At 41.7% G+C, this 18,062-nt stretch carries 15 protein-coding genes and 2 pseudogenes; 5 read left to right on the plus strand and 12 right to left on the minus strand.

Translation table 11 applies throughout. The features are described from left to right. Window positions 1-107: 107 nt before the first annotated feature. Window positions 108-704, minus strand: coding sequence for a tyrosine-type recombinase/integrase (locus AACR11_RS28135; RefSeq protein ID WP_079325363.1), 597 nt, complete (start codon window positions 702-704; stop codon window positions 108-110). Between the two features lie 912 nt (window positions 705-1,616). On the opposite strand from AACR11_RS28135, the pseudogene AACR11_RS28140 reads away from it, so the two are divergent. Together AACR11_RS28140 and AACR11_RS28145 are read left to right on the plus strand one after the other, a co-directional pair. Beyond that, window positions 1,617-1,816, plus strand: a pseudogene (locus AACR11_RS28140) (IS3-like element ISVpa4 family transposase); the annotation flags it as partial. A gap of 87 nt (window positions 1,817-1,903) precedes the next feature. After that, window positions 1,904-2,368 carry a hypothetical protein gene (locus AACR11_RS28145; protein WP_079325365.1) on the plus strand — a complete coding sequence of 155 codons (465 nt, stop codon included), beginning with the start codon at window positions 1,904-1,906 and terminating at the stop codon, window positions 2,366-2,368. A 350-nt stretch (window positions 2,369-2,718) separates the two neighbouring features. Here the strand turns inward: AACR11_RS28145 and AACR11_RS28150 are convergent, their stop codons facing one another. Together AACR11_RS28150 and AACR11_RS28155 are read right to left on the minus strand one after the other, a co-directional pair. Next, a complete protein-coding gene (locus AACR11_RS28150; RefSeq protein ID WP_079325367.1) occupies window positions 2,719-4,098 on the minus strand; it encodes a DEAD/DEAH box helicase in 1,380 nt (459 codons plus the stop codon). After that, complete coding sequence (locus AACR11_RS28155; RefSeq protein ID WP_079325369.1) at window positions 4,092-4,622, minus strand: hypothetical protein; 531 nt, start codon at window positions 4,620-4,622, stop codon at window positions 4,092-4,094. Before AACR11_RS28155 ends, AACR11_RS28150 begins: the two co-directional genes overlap by 7 nt. Window positions 4,623-4,725: 103 nt before the next feature. Between AACR11_RS28155 and AACR11_RS28160 the strand changes: the two genes are divergently transcribed. Further along, entirely contained in the window at window positions 4,726-5,040 is a 315-nt protein-coding gene (locus AACR11_RS28160) for a helix-turn-helix domain-containing protein (RefSeq protein WP_079325371.1), read from the plus strand. 223 nt (window positions 5,041-5,263) lie between these two features. Here the strand turns inward: AACR11_RS28160 and AACR11_RS28165 are convergent, their stop codons facing one another. Beyond that, window positions 5,264-5,740, minus strand: coding sequence for a hypothetical protein (locus AACR11_RS28165; protein ID WP_079325373.1), 477 nt, complete (start codon window positions 5,738-5,740; stop codon window positions 5,264-5,266). Window positions 5,741-6,045: 305 nt separating this feature from the next. Continuing rightward, on the minus strand, window positions 6,046-9,654 hold the full coding sequence (locus AACR11_RS28170) for a YobI family P-loop NTPase (protein ID WP_079325375.1): 3,609 nt from the start codon (window positions 9,652-9,654) through the stop codon (window positions 6,046-6,048). A 753-nt stretch (window positions 9,655-10,407) separates the two neighbouring features. On the opposite strand from AACR11_RS28170, the pseudogene AACR11_RS28175 reads away from it, so the two are divergent. Further along, window positions 10,408-11,025 (plus strand): annotated as a pseudogene (locus AACR11_RS28175) (ATP-binding protein); the annotation flags it as partial. A gap of 2 nt (window positions 11,026-11,027) precedes the next feature. Here the strand turns inward: AACR11_RS28175 and AACR11_RS28180 are convergent. Then, on the minus strand, window positions 11,028-11,861 hold the full coding sequence (locus AACR11_RS28180; RefSeq protein WP_029789993.1) for a sensor domain-containing diguanylate cyclase: 834 nt from the start codon (window positions 11,859-11,861) through the stop codon (window positions 11,028-11,030). A 149-nt stretch (window positions 11,862-12,010) separates the two neighbouring features. Beyond that, a complete protein-coding gene (locus AACR11_RS28185) occupies window positions 12,011-12,967 on the minus strand; it encodes a DUF2860 domain-containing protein (RefSeq protein WP_009699087.1) in 957 nt (318 codons plus the stop codon). 164 nt (window positions 12,968-13,131) lie between these two features. Here AACR11_RS28185 and AACR11_RS28190 point away from each other — a divergent pair, with 164 nt between their 5' ends. After that, a complete protein-coding gene (locus AACR11_RS28190; RefSeq protein ID WP_050582051.1) occupies window positions 13,132-14,010 on the plus strand; it encodes an acyltransferase in 879 nt (292 codons plus the stop codon). 40 nt (window positions 14,011-14,050) lie between these two features. On the opposite strand, the gene AACR11_RS28195 is transcribed toward AACR11_RS28190, so the two are convergent. The 5 genes from AACR11_RS28195 to AACR11_RS28215 all read right to left on the minus strand — a co-directional run bounded on the left by AACR11_RS28195 (window position 14,051) and on the right by AACR11_RS28215 (window position 18,012). After that, on the minus strand, window positions 14,051-14,653 hold the full coding sequence (locus AACR11_RS28195; protein ID WP_005451000.1) for a thiol:disulfide interchange protein DsbA/DsbL: 603 nt from the start codon (window positions 14,651-14,653) through the stop codon (window positions 14,051-14,053). Between the two features lie 34 nt (window positions 14,654-14,687). Continuing rightward, window positions 14,688-15,674 carry a serine/threonine protein kinase gene (locus AACR11_RS28200; RefSeq protein WP_005450998.1) on the minus strand — a complete coding sequence of 329 codons (987 nt, stop codon included), beginning with the start codon at window positions 15,672-15,674 and terminating at the stop codon, window positions 14,688-14,690. Window positions 15,675-15,722: 48 nt separating this feature from the next. Further along, complete coding sequence (gene ccoG, locus AACR11_RS28205; protein ID WP_005450996.1) at window positions 15,723-17,144, minus strand: cytochrome c oxidase accessory protein CcoG; 1,422 nt, start codon at window positions 17,142-17,144, stop codon at window positions 15,723-15,725. Between the two features lie 311 nt (window positions 17,145-17,455). Continuing rightward, complete coding sequence (locus AACR11_RS28210; RefSeq protein ID WP_005450994.1) at window positions 17,456-17,722, minus strand: YihD family protein; 267 nt, start codon at window positions 17,720-17,722, stop codon at window positions 17,456-17,458. Window positions 17,723-17,844: 122 nt separating this feature from the next. Continuing rightward, window positions 17,845-18,012, minus strand: coding sequence for a hypothetical protein (locus AACR11_RS28215; RefSeq protein ID WP_005450993.1), 168 nt, complete (start codon window positions 18,010-18,012; stop codon window positions 17,845-17,847). Between the last annotated feature and the right edge of the window lie 50 nt (window positions 18,013-18,062).

Here is an 18,062-nt window from a genome sequence, read left to right on the forward strand (position 1 = left end):
CACAGTAAGCAAGTGGGTTGTTTTGCTATGCAATATGCTTGATTTCTTAGGTATTTTAACTAAAAAAGACAAGCTCTGTGCACATTAGCTTTAGTAGCGACGGCATGTCAGCAGTCTGTTTTTTCAGACAACCTCAGAGCGTCTTCTAGCTCAACTCCAAGGTATCGAATTGTGTTATCTAGCTTCGAATGTCCAAGTAAAATCTGTACGGCCCTGATGTTTTTCGTTCTGGCATATATCAACGTGGCTTTGATTCGGCGCATGGAATGAGTGCCGTAATAGTCAGCATTCAATCCCAGTTTTACAGCCCAGTTCCTGATAATTGAACGATAGAATGAGTAGCTGATAGGTTGCCCAAAGCGTCGGCTACTCGGGAATAGAAAGCTGCTTACCTCTAGGGATGCTGCAAAAATCCATCGGCTAATACTTTGCTGTGTTCTGGGAGTAATCTCATAGTGGACATCGGTGCCAGTTTTTTGCTGGATGCACTGACCCCTTTCATAGATAACCCCTTGCGAAGAAACATCGTAAACGTGTAGCTTTAGTAAATCACTCGCTCTTAACTTGCTATCTATAGCTAGGTTCAGTAATGCGAGCTGCATCAGATCATTTTCAATCTCCAGCCTAGTTCTGATCCGCCAGATCTCTTCAAGCTTAAATGGCCTTTTGATGCCACTGCATTTTCCATAAGATAACTTTCTCATGATGACCTCCTCTCAGTGTTTTGGTCAACATGAAGTTTGGCAGTCAAATTTAGTAGGGTTTAGGAAGATCTGAAACGTCGGTGGACAAAAACGATTTAGGGCCTAAGTTTCATGTTGTTGAGTTCGGATAAACGAGATTTGGTCAAATCCAGGTCTAATAGCACCCCGACAATTTACCGGAAACCGTAGCAAGTGATTATTGAAAACACAGAAAAAGCTGCCTAATTATTTTAACAAACAATCAAAGCCAAAAAACAAACGCACATATAAATGCAACCATCAAAAAATAAATGGAAATGGTACAAAATTGATGGTATCGACATTCGCTAACAATGAAGTGAATTTCTGACAAACGTAACCTTATTGATTCTTCATCGGGGGGGGGTGCTTAACTAACTTACTAACATCTTTGCGCCAAATCGCTAATGAATGCCTTGGTAAGTTTCGTGCTTCAAACAAAAGTTGCTTGGATAAGTGTCGGATATCTAATTGTTTTTGCATACAGCTCTATCATCTGGTGAAAGATTATACTAATAATAGTGCATATTAAAAACTATAGAAAGTAACCATCGAAGGCAGAAGTAACATTAAACGAGGACAAAACACGATCATACATACTAGGGTGTAATATTGTACTCTTTGGGATATTAAAGTCACCTTGTTAAGAGCAGCCATAATTCTTTGTTTAGGAGAGTTAAAATGATTTTTGTTGACCTAGCAAACTTTGTGTCAGCCCAAATAAAATGACACTAAATGGTGAGGATTTCTTAATAGTAGGGAGCTTGGGAAGTTAAGCTAACGATCATTAGGCTAACGATCATTAGCTTAACCGCATGGAGGAATATTTTATGTAATCCCTTGACGAGCTTACCACTTTCTAATCAAACAAATGATTTTTGGCTAAAGTGCTCGGTCGACAATTTTTTTATTGAGCAATTATGGCGAAGTCTGAAATATGAGGAGGTTTACTAAAATCTAACAGCACACCCCGCGAAGTAGAGCTTGAAATCGTGCACTACATGATGTTTTATAATGAGGAGCGTAATTATCAGGGACTCAACGGTCTCCCATCTGAAGAAATCTACTTTAGCAAACAGAGATATGCCGCATGAGCCGGATTAACCACCAAAGGTATTGGCTTATGTGTCCAACCATTAGACTCCACTTCTCTAATCTGTTCATAAAAATAAGTTTTGTAGATGCGTAAAGATAATGATTTATACACCTTTGATAGCTGGCCCTTAGGTACACCAGAACGCTTAATAAATGGCTATTGGGAGTTGGGCATGATGAGGTTCCACACATTTGATAGTGAATGCGGTAAAGAGCTTCAAGATATCTACAGCCGCGTTAACCATGGACTGGGTGCTAATGTTGTGTACATAGACCTAACTTCAATGGGAGATGGGTATCGATACAAGTCAGAAATCTTAGATATTATTCGAAGTGATCAGCAAACATGGGTGTGGTTCGTGGGCTGTAGAGCGCTTTTGGAGAATTCGTTGGCAGGTTGGTTACGTTCTGTTTTAACGACATACAACCTAGACCACGTTCGAGTTGCTTTTGTGCTTGATAGCCGTGAGCAATACAACCAAATCTTTCAGGATTACTCAGCTCCGTTCTATCAATCGACCATAGCTCTAGATCTCTCAAAGAACAGTTAGGCTTACCCTTAGTTGCTTCTTTAGCTAATTCGTATAAATCCTGCCATAAATGAACCAATTTAAGTGACTGAAGCGTAGCTTTTACGCTGATATCATCGCTAAATTTAACTCGATTTTTTTCGGTCGGGTAACAGCTCAAACACATAAGAAGTTGATACATTTTGGGGCACTTTCGAGCTAGAAAGTGCCAAGGGTAAAAATTCAACCTGAGAAGTTCTTGGACAAAAACGATCAAACTTTATTGAGATACTTCCTCATAATACTAACGAGCACCAATCCAAGAAAGATTGGTGTTCGTTTTTGAAGCCCCTGAAGAAAGTTTGACTAAATACCTATGCAGCAATCCAGTATCAAACTGTTTGAAATGCTGAAATAATACGCTGCTTGAACGTGCCAAACTGAACCTCATTAGAAAGGCTAGGAACAATATCTACCATGCAACCAAAGTCAGTGGCGCCATTCCATCTCAAATCAACATTGCTGCTTACGAGATCAATATTGAAGCCTTTAGCCGCTTCCTTTCGTCCTAACTCTCTCGCTACAAATGTTTCAGGAGTATCTCCACTAATAAACATACAGGATTCGGGAATATCTTGTTCTATTCGCTCGGCAAACTCTATCAAGCTCTGTTCTGCGAAAGTGAATAACCAAGCTTGTTGATTCGAGTCATTATTCACTCGAAGAACTCGCCCCAGAACTTGCCTAAAGTAAAGTTCCGTCTTAACTGAACTCATATGGCAGCAAACTTGAAGCCTGGGAATATCTGTACCCTCACTAATCATCCCAACACTGACTATCCACTGAGTACTGTCTTTCCGATAGCGTTCAATCTCAGCCAAAGGCTCCTCGTGACGATAGGTCACGATGGAGACGGTTTGTTGGCACTTTTTCAAAAGTATCTTTTTGATCTCTTCGGCGTGTTGAACAGAAGAGGCAACGACTAGTCCTCCTGCATACTGATTTTGAGTTCGTATCTCGGCGAGCTTTCTACAACCAAGTTCGAGAAGGTGTTCCATAGCCTCTTGATTGTGAATTACGCTCTGATAAGGAGCTTTATTTTGCTTTAGCATCTCAAGGATCGACGAAAACGATTCTGTTTTTCCGTCGCTAGTTATCGACAAGTGTTCATTGTCTACCAGTACAATTCTTGGTGTTCTGCAAACATGGTCGGCAACGGCTTGCTGGAGAGTATATTGATAGTCGACCAAGATCTGCCCATCAGGGTCGCTATACTGTGCCATCACTATCGGTAATGCATCTGAACGCCAAGGTGTACCTGATAGTGCTAAGGTGTAGGTAGCCAGTCCCTGAATCTTGGTTAGGATCTGTTGCCCCCATACATTCGCTTTTTCATACTCAGAACCAGAACAATGATGTATCTCATCAAACACTACAAACACTCTATAGTTACGTAGCGTCTGCCAAAACTCTTCGCTGAGAAATTGGATAGACTGGTAGGTAAGCGACTGTCCTATCGAACCTAGACCACCAGTAAAAGCGCGATTGAGAACTTCTGAAAAGGTTCTTTTTATCCCATCTGATACCGTTAACGACGGTGAAAAACACAAAATAAGATCTACCATACCTTCCTTCAATAACCTAGAGGCAATAGTTGCCGCCAATACTGTTTTTCCAGCCCCTGGAGTAGCTTGGCAAAAAAAGTGGTGTTGGCTGCTTTTGTAGTTTCTTAACGCTTTTTCAGAGCACTCTCGTTGCCATTTTCTCAACATTCGACGACATCCGAAGAGATGGTATTAATCACATTGGTCAGTACGTTCACTTTGCCAAATAGGTGTGCAGAGCGATCTCTCGCTTGTTGCAACATAGGGTTGAGCCTTTGTTCTAGTTCAGGGAAACGACGATTGAGTGATTGATATTCGTCGATCTCACCCAAAACAATCTCTAACTCAGCTTTGTACTGGTTTCGCTCATGGCGCAATACCGAGTAATCTGAATCGGGTTCAACTAAGGAGGGGACTTTCTTTCGTTCTACTTTGGGCTTCACGTTAAGAGAGCGAAACAGATCTGTTTGAAAGTACCTTTTATCTCGTCCCTCTCCCTCACTTTGAAGCCAACCGTTTCTCACAAAGCGAAGAATTTGTCTGTAGAGTCTTTTTCTTGCCTCATCAGGCTCCTTCCTAAAATCACTAATAGAAAGAGAGGCGTCGCGTAACTCAATAACCGAAAAACGATCCATACCTTTTTCAATCAATAACTTGTGCATAATCGCACTGATTTTCGTCGAACGTTTCATTTACAACTCATGCGGCTCTAAAAACTAAGGATTGCTTAGTATACAGAAATCGACAAAACTAAGAAAATCTTAGTTACTGTAGGTTTTTAAACATGAACCGAAAATGTCATTTACTAGCCCAATCCCAACGCGACTTAAAGAAGCGCGTAAAAAAGCCAAACTCTCCCAGAAAGCCTTGGGAGTGAGAATAGGTATGGATGAGGGTTCAGCAAGCGCCAGAATGAATCAGTATGAGAAAGCAAAACACACTCCTGACATACAAACACTAAAACTCATTGCTGACGAACTAGGTGTTCCTTTGAACTATTTCTTTTGTGAAGAAGAAAGCTCTGCCAAGTTAGCTTGCTTGATTGCAAAACTGAGCAAAGAGGAGAGGCAAGAGCTTATCAATAAGTTGAGTGATTCCGAAGATGGCTAGGTCGTTAACTCATATTCGACCTTACACCAGCTGGTCGGTCATGATTAGAGCGTGCTAGACGACCTGCGGTCACAAACGACCAATGTTCACAATGAGTCATTTTTGGACAGAAATGAGTCAGCAATTTTGTTAATTTAGAAAATAGCGGATTAGGTTTTGTATGGAAAACTACACCTCGCTCTACGGGCAGTTTGTCCAACAGTAGCTCCTGTTAGGCTCAGAGCTACTTGAATCCGCTGCCACCAACAATTTCCCACGAATATTCCGAACCTTTTTCGCCAACTATAATGCCGAAACTAAAATCCGATGTAGTTAGCGGTGGGATTTTTACCTTTACTTTGTATTCTCTGGAAGTTTCTTTTTCACCATTTTTCGCCGTTACTTTAACTTTTACAGAGGTGACTGTAGTGTTTTCATTGCCGTTATAGATAGTGCCACTATATCTCTTTCCATAGCCTAACCCCGCCCTACCAGTCAAAGAAATAAGTTCAACTAAATCCAAGTCTCTTTCCTTGTACTTGTACTCAGAGCCTTTTGGAAACTTTTTACGACACGAACTCATAATCTGACCTGCGCCGAGGTCGCTATCAACGCCTTTCATATTTCTAAGAATGCAATCGTCATAATCCTTAGGAGACGAAATTTGATCACAACCAGAGATAAGTAGAAGTCCAACTATAATGAGGAATTTTGTTTTCATATTGATCCTTTGCAAAGCCTAACGCTTTATTACGAAATGGGCTCGTTCTTCCGAAAACGCTAAATCGATAAAAATCCATGTAACTAGTTTAATAATTAAAGAAAATACACTGGAAAACCAACCCATGACTACTCTCTGCTGTAAAAAAGCGCTGAATCAAACTCTCTATACACCCTGCAACACAAAACCAAACCAAACCATTTTCCCAAATAAGCGATTGAATTAATAGGGGCATCGTGTAGTCAACTTAAACCATCTTTTCAATCGTTTCTATAGCTTTCCAGCACCGCAAAAGCATTCTCTTCTCAAGATCTATAGAGGTTAACCTTTATCTCTTTAAATACATCACTAATTTTCCAAGAGGAAATGATTTTTCTTGAGTCAAGCCAAGTAACCAACACCTGATTCTCAGGTGTGTCTTTTAGCCTTGGTGTATGATACCCGCTGGTTATGTCGGAATATGGCTTTTGTAGACTCGCCAATACATCACGGACTTCATCATTACTCAAATAAGATTGATATTTATTGAAGAGTGAAATTTGTGTCACTATTGGCGAAGAGTACCTGATAAGTGCACTAGATATATCTCCGTCAATGCTTGGCAGATTTGCATCAGTATTGACTATAATAGATCCAATTAGTGCAATATGTTCTGGGACATCTACGATCAAGTGTAAGTCCATAGACTCGACTACTTTCAATTTATTTCTATGGGAAATATCGTACTGGAGTAGCTCTATTTGAAAATTATCATCTAACGCAAAGTTACCTGGCTCCTCCAGATATTTATCGATGTTTGTCGATAGGAATAGTAACTGCAAATCTCGGTGCTCAACTAGCTCGCCAAGGTTATCATCTGTGAACTCGATTTTTCTTTCTTTTATTATTATCTCAAGTTTTGCTGGCTCAAGTTCATTTGGAAATTTTTTAAAGAACTTAGGTAAAGCACGAACATACTCTTTGTAGTTCATACTAGACATTGAGTTAGCTTTGATAAGAAAATAACGCAACTTATACGAATCTTCGTCGCTAGGAATAGGCTGCTCAAGAATAGCTGAACGAACAACATCATTATCGAGATACCGCACTAAGCTTTCCGCCTCAAAGCCTTCACTTCCCATAAAGGAAAGGCAGTTTTCCCAACTTGGTACAATCATATTTAACTGGAAGAGCTTTGCATGTAGCCTCGAAGGCACACCTTCTAACGTCGGTAACGGTTTAGTCTGCTGTTTAAGAAACTCGTCGATCGCAGTTGAGTCAATCTCCTCACGGTAAATTACGTCCAAGATGGCAGATATATCCTCTTCAGTATTGGTTGGGATAGTCAACAGGATATTACTTAAGTATTCATCAAAATTCCTTTCAATTTTGTCCATCAGGATGGTACTGTCCGCCATTCTTATGGTCGTGTAGTTTCTCGTACGCAGTGGTTCAAGGTCTGCTAAACCTAAAATAGTTAGATAGGCAAACTCTAAGTTCGCGACCGTAAGTTCAAAAAGACCTTGTTCAAACATTGTGTTTACAACGTCAGGGTGGTCTTGAATTGATTCGAAGTCTTTAACGTCAAAATTAAACCAAGTGAACCGTTCTGGATTGAGCTCAGGCGAACTAATCAAAATATCAGAGAGATTCTCTGCTACAAAAGCGGGTAGTTCCTCAAAATCTCTTGAAATAGACTTCAGTGAACTTTCGGTTAATCCTCCAATTAGCTGGGTAACGTGAAAAAGATTGTTTGAACTAGAAAGTATGGTAGGTACAAGATGAGTCCAGATATTAGCTAACCCTTGGAGGAATTTAGAAATATAACTCCCGGTGGCGTAATAGATAATCAAGAAGTCCTCACAGTTGGGAAACTCTGCCATGATGTACCCAAAAAGCTTATCTAACTGAACTTGATATCGGCTATGATCACTCAGCAGAGCATCAACAAGCGAGATGTTTAAAATGTAGCTTTGTCCGAAGTCTTCGTCTCTCATCGCAGCAATAACTTCGTGTGGATTATCAGTCGGGAAATCAGGTTCTGGCGTAATAAATGCTCGAATTTTGATGAGATACTTATTATCATTTGGCGACATCCTCCCAGTGTGAAAGAGTGATGTATATTGGTAGTAAGTATCGTCAAGATGACCTTCCAGAATCAGAAAACGAGCTAGCTCCGCGTTCTTCCCTAAATCTTCAAATAGCTCATTGCCACGTTCACCATTCAAGCGCAACAGTTCATTGAGCTTAGCTGTGCGAAGAGTTGCGATCTTTGGTCTCAAGTCACGTACTTGTCGCAAGGTATTGTTTTTATTTTGCTCAGCCTTACTTTCTATTTCTGCCTTGCGTTGCTGATAAGTCCTGTGGGGATCTACCTTGTTTTGCAAATCGGAAATGTTTGTATGTTGAGAGTAATTACCTCCGTATCGGCAATAGACTTCTCGTTGCTCAATCAAATCCTCGAACGAATCGTGGTTTGCTAATTGTGAAAGCTGAATCAAATTATTGTAATTACTCCCTACACTGAGCACATTCGACGGGAGCCTCTCGATAATCGCCATCGCATAGATTTGACGTAATTCTTTCAAGTCATTTGGAGTCTGTCGTTCAGCGATATCAAGTTGCTTTTCTAGTAAAGCGATCTCTGCTCGATACTTTTTCTCTCCAAGACTTATTAGCTCATCTTGGAGGTTCAATATCGCTGCAAGGGTTCCTTCTCCTCGGTGTAGCTGTTCGAAATCCCGTGGATAAACATTTTTGTAAATTAAAACTGCAAGTAGCTTATTGGCATCGAGCAAATTTTCCCCATCTGTTTCCAAATTAGCTACATAAATGCTGTATTCATTAAAAATGTTCTGAATCAACCGCAGATCGTTTAGATAACGTGATACCTCTCTAAGAAACTGACGATCAAGACCTTCATCCAGCGCAAGTCTTGCGCCCTGTTTCAAGACCATATCAATTGAGTTTGATGTGTTTATGATTGGAATAACAGGAATGATAAATTCGAAGAACTTCGTTCGCTCTGTATTCACAAACATGTCATCGCGCAGTGCATATAAAAACCGAATGCGGCGTTTTACACCTGCATTTGCATTTACAAGGCTGTTAATTTCACGCAATGTAACGAAAATATCAGCATTATCGAATCGATCTAAATCCTCAATTATTACAAGGTCGTAACTGGTTTCTTGAAAAAAATAGACTATCTCGTCTAGATGACGATTCAGTATCGAGGATTCATCATCACATGCAGGCTTGATTTCGACATCTTTTAGCGAAATCCCCTTGAGCGATAAACCAAAGCTCATGACATAAAAGTGATGTAATACTACCCAGAGAAATATTGCAGCAAATACGAATAAACCTAGATTGACTGAGTTTTCGAGCGCTATCGGTGTAAAATAAGTACCGCTGATGACATCTTCTCGCAAATGAAACACATACCAAAATGCGAACATTCCACACATAATGTAGAGAGATTTAAAGATCGACCAAACACTAGGCGACTGAATTCTTTTAAAGCGAGATAACGGCAGTTTGTTTGCATCCGCACCGTATAACATCTGCTGTAAAATACTTCTCTCGATCTCTTGACGACCTAACATCTCTGCCTTTATGTCAGTTCCGGCAATGAAGGTCGCGAGAGAAATATGAAGAGCTGGCCGTCGATATGTTTTCAGGAAAGATTGAATAATGCTGCTCTTTCCTGAGCCATAAGGTCCCGTAAGAGCAATATTAGAGATTTTCGGATTGTTCGTTGCAAACCCTAATGCTTCTGAGTAGGTGCCTGTTTTATCTGCATCATCTGTTGGGGCTAGATCTACAAATTTCGATTGCATATCGTTAGCGTGTTTTTTTCGTTCCAGCCAAGACACTGTTCTATCAAGCCCTTGGATGAGCCTGCATACAAATGAGGAAATGATTTTATTCATATACGTGTAATTATTATTTAAAAAATCGAGGAAATGTTGATGATAGTTGTACTTGGCTCGATATTGTGCAACTTTAGTCCAAAGTTATTTTAGCCAGCTCTATACAGCTCTACACAACATGACATTACTTAGGTTCAACTGCATCTGAAGTAAACTCATCGTCCATACTGCATATCATGCAAATCCCCTATCTCACGCACAACTTTATGATTCGCCACTAATCGATGGACACAATCCAAACCACGTTATTGTGCAATCAGAACCATACTGAAGCATTAGGAAAATTTGGTCAAATACTAATGAATAGAAACGACATTAGTAGAAAATCTAAATTAAAATGGGGCAGAATCGCGCTAGAAGTTTGAGATCAAATTAGCATACGAAGGGACAGAGCGAGCTAGATTGTGGGTATGGAATTTGAGTTGGTCGCTCAACTACAGGCACATCTTGCTCCGCAAGATCACGGAATAAAATGTGGACAACGCTCCGCGTTGACACACAGTTTATTTCCGCTTGTACCCGTAGTCACTTTCCAGAGTAATAATGATTTTTTAAATATATATTGAATATCCATTCATTATGAGCAAGTGGGTAAAAGGGTGGAATTGAATGGATGACATAGATAGTTGCACGACTAAAAACTAAATTGAATTGCTATAGTTCCACTTACATCTGGAGAATTGTGCTCAACTAACCCTGACAATATTACAAGTCTCTAATTGACAACTTTTCTTAATCAGAATCGATATTAGGAAAATGCCGGAGTTTGACCGTAAGGTGCTCGATTCTTTGCGAGAGCCTTTAGAGTCAGGAGAAATTATTATCTCTAGAGCACAAGGTAAAACGCGCTTTCCTGCTCGATTCCAATTGGTTGGTGCATTAAACCCCAGTCCGACAGGATATTATGAAGGGAATCAAGCACGGACGAATCCACAAGCTATTTTGCGCTACCTTGGACGTTTATCAGGTCCGCTTCTAGATCGTTTTGATATGTCGCTGGAAATTCCTGCTCTGCCGAAAGGCACATTATCTGAAGGGGGCGATCGAGGGGAACCAACAGCGGCGGTCAAGGAACGAGTAAATCAAGCACGCAATGATATGCTCAATCGCAGCGGTAAGGTTAATGCACTGTTGAGCAGTCGAGAGATTGAAGCGTTTTGCCCGCTACAAAAAAGCGATGCCGAGTTTCTAGAGAACGCTTTGCACCGCTTGGGATTGTCGATTCGCGCGTATCACCGCATCATCAAAGTTGCGCGTACTATCGCTGATCTGGAAGGTTCACCACAAATTGAACGAACTCACCTTGCTGAAGCATTGGGGTATCGAGCGATGGATAGATTACTCAAACAGTTGACGGCGCAGGCAGTATAAATTTAAGCCTGCTTTCGGTTGCGTTTATCTTGGTAGAGTGCTTGGTCAGCACGCTCGATACATTGCTCAAGACTCCCTTGGCACTCCACCAAGCCAAAACTGAATGAGATACCATGTAGATGGATATCATTTTCTACAAATTGGCGAATATTCAACAGGATGTCTTGAGCACTGGATAATGGCATGCAATCAAATAGGACGACAAACTCATCACCACCAACCCGGTAGAGCGTGCCATTCTCTCCCAGTTTTTGCATCATTAAGGTGGCAAAGTCGATCAGTACTTTATCTCCAATAGCATGACCATAAGTGTCGTTAACTTGCTTGAATTTATCCAAATCAAGATAAGCCACAACGCAGCAGTCACAGCCCTTTTGTATGGCTGACATCAACGCTTTTTTATTTAATGCACCTGTTAGGTGATCGTAATGCAGGCTTTGTTTTAACTGGTTTTGTTCTTCGATACGCGCTGTTATATCCCATGCCATCAATACGATATGACGCTCACCATTAACTTCGGTAAGGTAGCGCATCGATTCAAAGTGGTGATTTTGAAAGGTTTCAATATCCACTCGCATCGGGGCTTTGCTGTCGATCAAAGCTTGGTCGTTGCGTTTGCATTGAAGTAACAGATCTCGTAGGTCTTCGTTATCACAATCTGTGATCATGTTGTCTAAGCTGATGCCGAGAATGTCTTCTTCGAAGAAAGCATGGTAGCGCTGGTTGAGGGCGACATGTTCACCTGTCTCTTTTCGCACAGCGATAAAACCCGGAAAGTTCTTGGAAAGAACGCTCATTAAGTTTTGTTCGGAAGCGTATTGAGGATCGATGTGCATGTATGGCTCTCGCAAATAATAAATAGGGCGCATATTATCCACAAGAGCGTTCAATTGGCTATTGTTTGAGCAATGAATTGTTTTTATTGTGACGATCAGTCCATTTTATACTCGCAGCAAATGGATCCCATTTACTGCGAGAATCGATCTTAGAAGTTGTAGTTCATACCAACTGAAACTAAATATTCTTTCTCATCGTAGAAAGTGATATTCGAATCGGTATTGCTGTAGCCAGCCAGAGAAATGAACGACCAGTTTTGCCAATCGAATACATTTTCGTATTCGTATGCCGCAAATAGACTTAATGTGTCGTCGCTACGTGTTTTACCAAACGTGTTGCTTGCTGATTGGTAGTCTTTCATTGTGTAGCCAGCGGTTAAGGCAAAGCGGTGACGGTTCATAAATTGGAACCAGCTTAAGTCTAAACCATATGAATCAAATGACTCGGCATCACCAACGGCATCTTGATTAATGTAGGTTAAAGCAGGTTGTAGCATTGATGTGCGACTCAACGGGATACGATAATCGCCTTTTACGTAATATACTTTCGCGTCACGGGCTAAAGTGCGGTCAGTGACTTCATCTTTTTCCACGTCTTTGTCTGCGTATGCCAAATCAAGATTAAAGTTGTCATCTAAGAAGCGTTTGATTTGGAAGCGGTATGCGTTGCCACCTTCGTCAGTGGTTTGTCTTGCAGAGCCTGTTTTATATGGATTGCGCCACGTTTCTCCTTTTAAAACGGTAGGAAGGTAAGAGACATCTAATATTGTGCCCGATGGCAATTGATACTGATATCCTAACTGGAACGCTAAAGTACCCACTGCAATATCGGCACGCGTAGTACCAACGTATATTTGCTGGTTGAGTTTGCTACCAAATGTATAAGCGATGTTCCCTAATGGCGCAGCAATAAAGGAGCTATCACTCTCAGCGCTTTGATCGAGAGAGTTGATGGTGCTGCTATTATCGGTATTGAAATGAGATTCTGATGAAACGAAGCCTGCATTGAGCGAAATTTCACCGCTAAAACCTGCTGTTTCAGCAAGTTGAGCCTGAGCTGTACTGACGATAAGAGCCAAAGGCAGTAAGGTTAGCCTTGGATTCATTCGCTTTCTCCTTGTTTGTCGAATGAAGAATGTTAGTTGAGCGTTGGTCCGGTTTTACAGTGAAACAAATCTGACCATTATTACAAATATTCCAATGTGGCAACGGATTCGTATAATTACACGCTGTTTTATTGTTCACGTACACTAGTTACTGATTGGTTACCATGTTGGCATATTTGTTACTCATTTTTAACGCTTCTTTTGTGATTATAAATTCTGCGATTTGTTCCATCGCTATTTGTATCATTGCCATTTTTAAGCTTTTGCTTCCAACAGCAAAGCTCAAAGCCAAGGGTACCGAAGCTGCAAACAAAATGATGTGGGTTTGGGCTACAGTCAATGCAGGCATCCTTGCTTTGTTTAATCGCGTTGAATGGGATGTTCAAGGCGGAGAAAACTTAAAGAAAGATGGTTGGTACCTACTGATCAGTAATCATCTTAGTTGGACTGATATTGTTGTACTGTGCTGCGTATTTAAAGATCGCATCCCTATGCCTAAATTTTTCTTAAAACAACAGTTACTTTACGTGCCTTTTATCGGTATGGCTTGTTGGGCATTAGATATGCCATTTATGCGTCGCTATTCTCGTGAATATCTGCTTCGTAATCCATATAAACGTGGACAAGATTTGCAAACGACGCGCCGCTCTTGCGCCAAGTTTAAACATACACCAACTACAGTAGTGAATTACGTGGAAGGAACGCGTTTTACACAAGAGAAGCAACGTAAAAGTCGAGCGGGTTATCAATATTTGTTGCAGCCAAAATCAGGTGGTATTGCTTATACGTTAGCGGCAATGGGTGAGCAATTTGAGAACATCATTGATGTGACCTTGGCATATCCAGAGAATACGGAGAAGCCATTTAAAGATATTCTTATGGGGCGTATGACCAAGATTGTCGTGCGTGTGAAAGTGCTTCCTGTCGACGAACGTGTATTGGGCGATTATTTTAATGACAAGCCGTATAAACGCCAATTCCAACAATGGCTTGGTGATGTTTGGCAGGAGAAAGATCAACTGCTGCAAGAAATACACAAATAAAGAAGGGGAGCACATTGCTCCCCTTCTTTATTTGCTCAGATTACTTAAGCGTTAGCAAGTAGTTTACTAGTGCAAAGTACTCGTCCATTGACTTAATGCCTTGCGCTTGAACTAGGTACTTATTGTTAACGATAACTGCAGGAACGCCTGTTAGACCGCTGTTTTCAAATTGCTTGTCCATACGGCGAACCATTGAATCGACTGCGAAACCTTTGAATGCTGCGTCGAATTTTTTCGCGTCCACACCTTCGTCTAGGAAGATTTGACGAATTTCAGCATCGTCACGTGGTGGCTTACGCATGTTGTGGATACGGTTAAACATCACAGGCACCATCTTATCTTCTACTTTTAGAGCAACCATGGTCGCGTATGCTTTGCTCATTGAAGGTCCCATGTTTCCGCCCATGAAGGATACGTGGTTCTTCTGTAGCTTTACGCCTTCAGGTAGCTTTTGTTTCAGCTGCTGAATGATAGGCTCGAATGAATGACAGTGTGGGCAGTAGAAAGAGAAGAACTCAGTCACGACAGGCTTTTTCGATGCCTCTAGATCCAATACTTTGTAATGTTCACCTTCTTTGAATTGCGCTGCATGTGCCGACAGGCTTAGCATCAGCATAGAAAACAGTGCGAACAGCTTTTTCATTTAAATATCTCCATTTTGAATTGTTCGGCCTGACTTACCATTGAGGCATTAAAGACAGTGGTGCTTCTTCTAAGTTGGCAATCTGCTCTTTAAATGCAAGGACCTGACCTTCCCAGTATTTTGGCTCATTGAACCATGGAAAAGCGAGCGGAAATGCCGGGTCATGCCAACGTTTTGCTAGCCATGCCATATAGTGCACCATTCGTAGACCGCGAAGTGGTTCGATTAGTTTCAATTCTGCCGAGTTAAAGTCACAAAACTCCTGATAAGCTTCTAAGACGATATCCAACTGCATTAGTTTATCTTGGCGCTCACCATTGAGTAGCATCCATAAGTCTTGCACTGCTGGACCATTACGTGAGTCATCCAAATCGACAAACATGGGACCATCGCGCCATAAGATGTTGCCCGGATGGCAATCTCCGTGTAGGCGAATGGTATTGAAACCATCCTGCCAGTGGCTTTCAATCGATTTGATTAACATGTCTAAATCGTTGAAGAAGCTGTTCTCTAAATGCATTGGGATCATGTTAGCGTTTTGCAGAATCTTTCTTGGCTGATAAAGATATTCTTGCAAGCCAATCGTTGGGCGATGCTGGAAGGCTTGCCGGCTGCCTACTTTGTGGATTCGCCCTAAAAAACGACCCACACCTTCGAGCTGATCTAAGTTGTCGACTTCATATTGACGACCTCCCACACTCTCAAATAAAGCAAAGCCGTAGCCTTGGTAATGGTGTAGGGTGTGTCCGTTGATGCGCACGGGTGGAGCAACTGGGATTTCGTTGTCGATCAATTCAAGGGTAAAGTCATGTTCTTCTTGAATTTGTTCATTGCTCCAGCGCTCAGGACGGTAGAACTTCACCACATAGCGCTTGCGTTCTTCATCGGTGAACTGGTAAACGCGGTTTTCGTAGCTGTTGAGAGCGAGAAATCCAGATTCCGCTCGAATGCCGATGCTCTCTAACGCGTACCACATAAAGTCTGGCGTGAGGGCATCAAAGTTGAAGGTGCCTTGGGACATATAAATAAAAAGGCTCATTGCTGAGCCTTTTTCCATTGGTCATCGAAGTTATAGCTTCTTGATAAATCGGCTTTCCACTTCAATGGTGAATTCGTTGCTCTTATCGGTGAGTATAAACTGAATTGTTGTGATCGCAGAGTTTAGCTTGTCAGGATCTGCGCCAAGGCTCATTGGTAAGTTTAATACTTCTCCTGGTTCAACTTGAATGGTTTGTTTGCCATACCAGCTGACATCACTCAAACCTTCGACGTTCAAGTCGTACTCTTGAACTTGTTGGGTCTTGTTGATCACTTTTAAGGTATAGGTGTTTTCTACTTCGCCTGAGCTGTTAACGCGGAACAATTGGTTACGGTCACGCAGCACGCTCATGCCTGCTGGATCAACCGATGCCACTTGTAAGAAGAACAAGCCAATCATGACTAACAGTACCGCACCATAACCAAGCAGTTTTGGACGCATGACTTTGGTACTCTTACCTGAGAGTCGATGCTCTGTGGTGTAGTTGATCAGACCTTTCTCGTAACCCATGCGCTCCATGGTGTTGTCACATGCATCAATACACGCGCCACAGTTGATACACTCATACTGCAAGCCATCCCGGATATCGATACCAGTCGGACATACCTGAACACACAAATCACAATCGATACAGTCACCTAAACCAAGTTGCTTTGGATCGGCTTTGCGTGAACGAGGACCACGTTTTTCACCACGTTTGGTGTCGTAACCCACGATGAAGGTGTCTTTATCGAACATAGCCGATTGGAAACGCGCATAAGGGCACATGTGAATACACATAATAGAGCGCATCCAGCCAGCGTTACCGTAAGTACAAATAGCAAAAAACATCACCCAAAATACGGGCCAGAAGTTGGCATTAAAGGTGAAAAAGTCGACGACTAATTGCTTCATGGGTACGAAATAGCCAACAAAGGTAAAGCCTGTCGCAAGAGCTATCGCAAACCACGCAATGTGTTTGAGGGTTTTGCGCATGGCTAAATTTGCAGTCAGCTTATTGGAGTCCTGCTTTCGGCGTTTATTTGCACTGCCTTCGAGCTTCTCTTCAAACCAAATATAGATGAAGGTCCACACGGTTTGCGGGCACAAGTAGCCACACCAAACCCGCCCCAAGAAGGTGGTGATAAAGAACAGCCCAAATGCTGCTATTACAAACAGCAGTGCGAGTAGGGTAAGGTCTTGTGGATACAGCGTTGTGCCGAAAAAGTTGAACTGCTGGTTACCGATGTCCAGCAAAATGGCTTGGCGCTCGCCGTAAGGAATCCATGGTACCAATGCAAACAGCAACAATAAAAACCAACCGCCGTAGCGACGGAGTTTCTGAAAGGTGCCTTTACTTTCTCGAACATAGATTCGATTACTTGGGTTGAAACGATCCCCTTTCCCTTTGTGGGTTTTCGGGTTAAAGGTTTTTGGAGTCACATCTTTGATATCAATCTTATCCTGACTCATGCACACATCCTTCTTTAGGCTTTTTATAATGTACGGCGACATTTCTAGTGATGTCGCTCGATGACATTGCTGCTTCGTCCATGCCATGATTCATGGCTGAACATAATTATTTTAGTAAATACTGATGAACGGCGATTATACAATCAATAACAATTCCGTTTCTTTAACGCAGTCAACGTTTAACAACAAAAGTCAGTACAGTTAACCTGATAAATGACTGAACAGTTATAACCACCTTTTTAAACTGTTTGATTTAGTTATAAAAAAAGCGACTCAAATGAGTCGCTTATCAATACTTGGGTGTGAGCGGTTTACTTGATGATACCGCGTGCGCGTAGGATTGCTGTCTTGAAATCATCTTCTTGGTCTTTCTTAAGACCTGGGATCATTTCATCTTTGCCGCTGTTGCGCATTTTTAGGTGGTAGATCAACACGTCGTCGGTGAGATCTTCCAGTTTGCCTTCATAGCCAGCTTCATTTGCTAGCTTTAGGATGAACTGCAGCAGGTTCATTTCTTGGTCTTTATGCCACTCAGGCTCTAGAAGCTCAAGCAACTCTTCAATACGATGACACTTCATTTCTTTCTCCACAGAATTTATAGGTGTTATTTGCTACTAAAGGTATCAAATTGCTTGGCGAACACCAAATAGGAAAGGTAGGGGAGCAAAGAAAAAAGCGCGGTGATTGCCGCGCTTTTTAATTAAGCTGCTTTGATAACTTTGTTTGGAACACTTGGCATAACCGCTGTCTTCTCAACCAGAGTCATTGCTGGCGCAACTTGTTTTGCCTTTGGCGCAGTAGTGAAACCACTGCGACGGCGCATTGCACTACGATTAGTATGTGCGAACCTGACTGTTGTTGGGCGCATTTAGATACCTAACTGCCAGGCATATCCATTGCCGATGTAATGGCCTGATT

This window comes from Vibrio sp. L85, assembly GCF_963871815.1.
Lineage (GTDB): Bacteria > Pseudomonadota > Gammaproteobacteria > Enterobacterales > Vibrionaceae > Vibrio > Vibrio harveyi.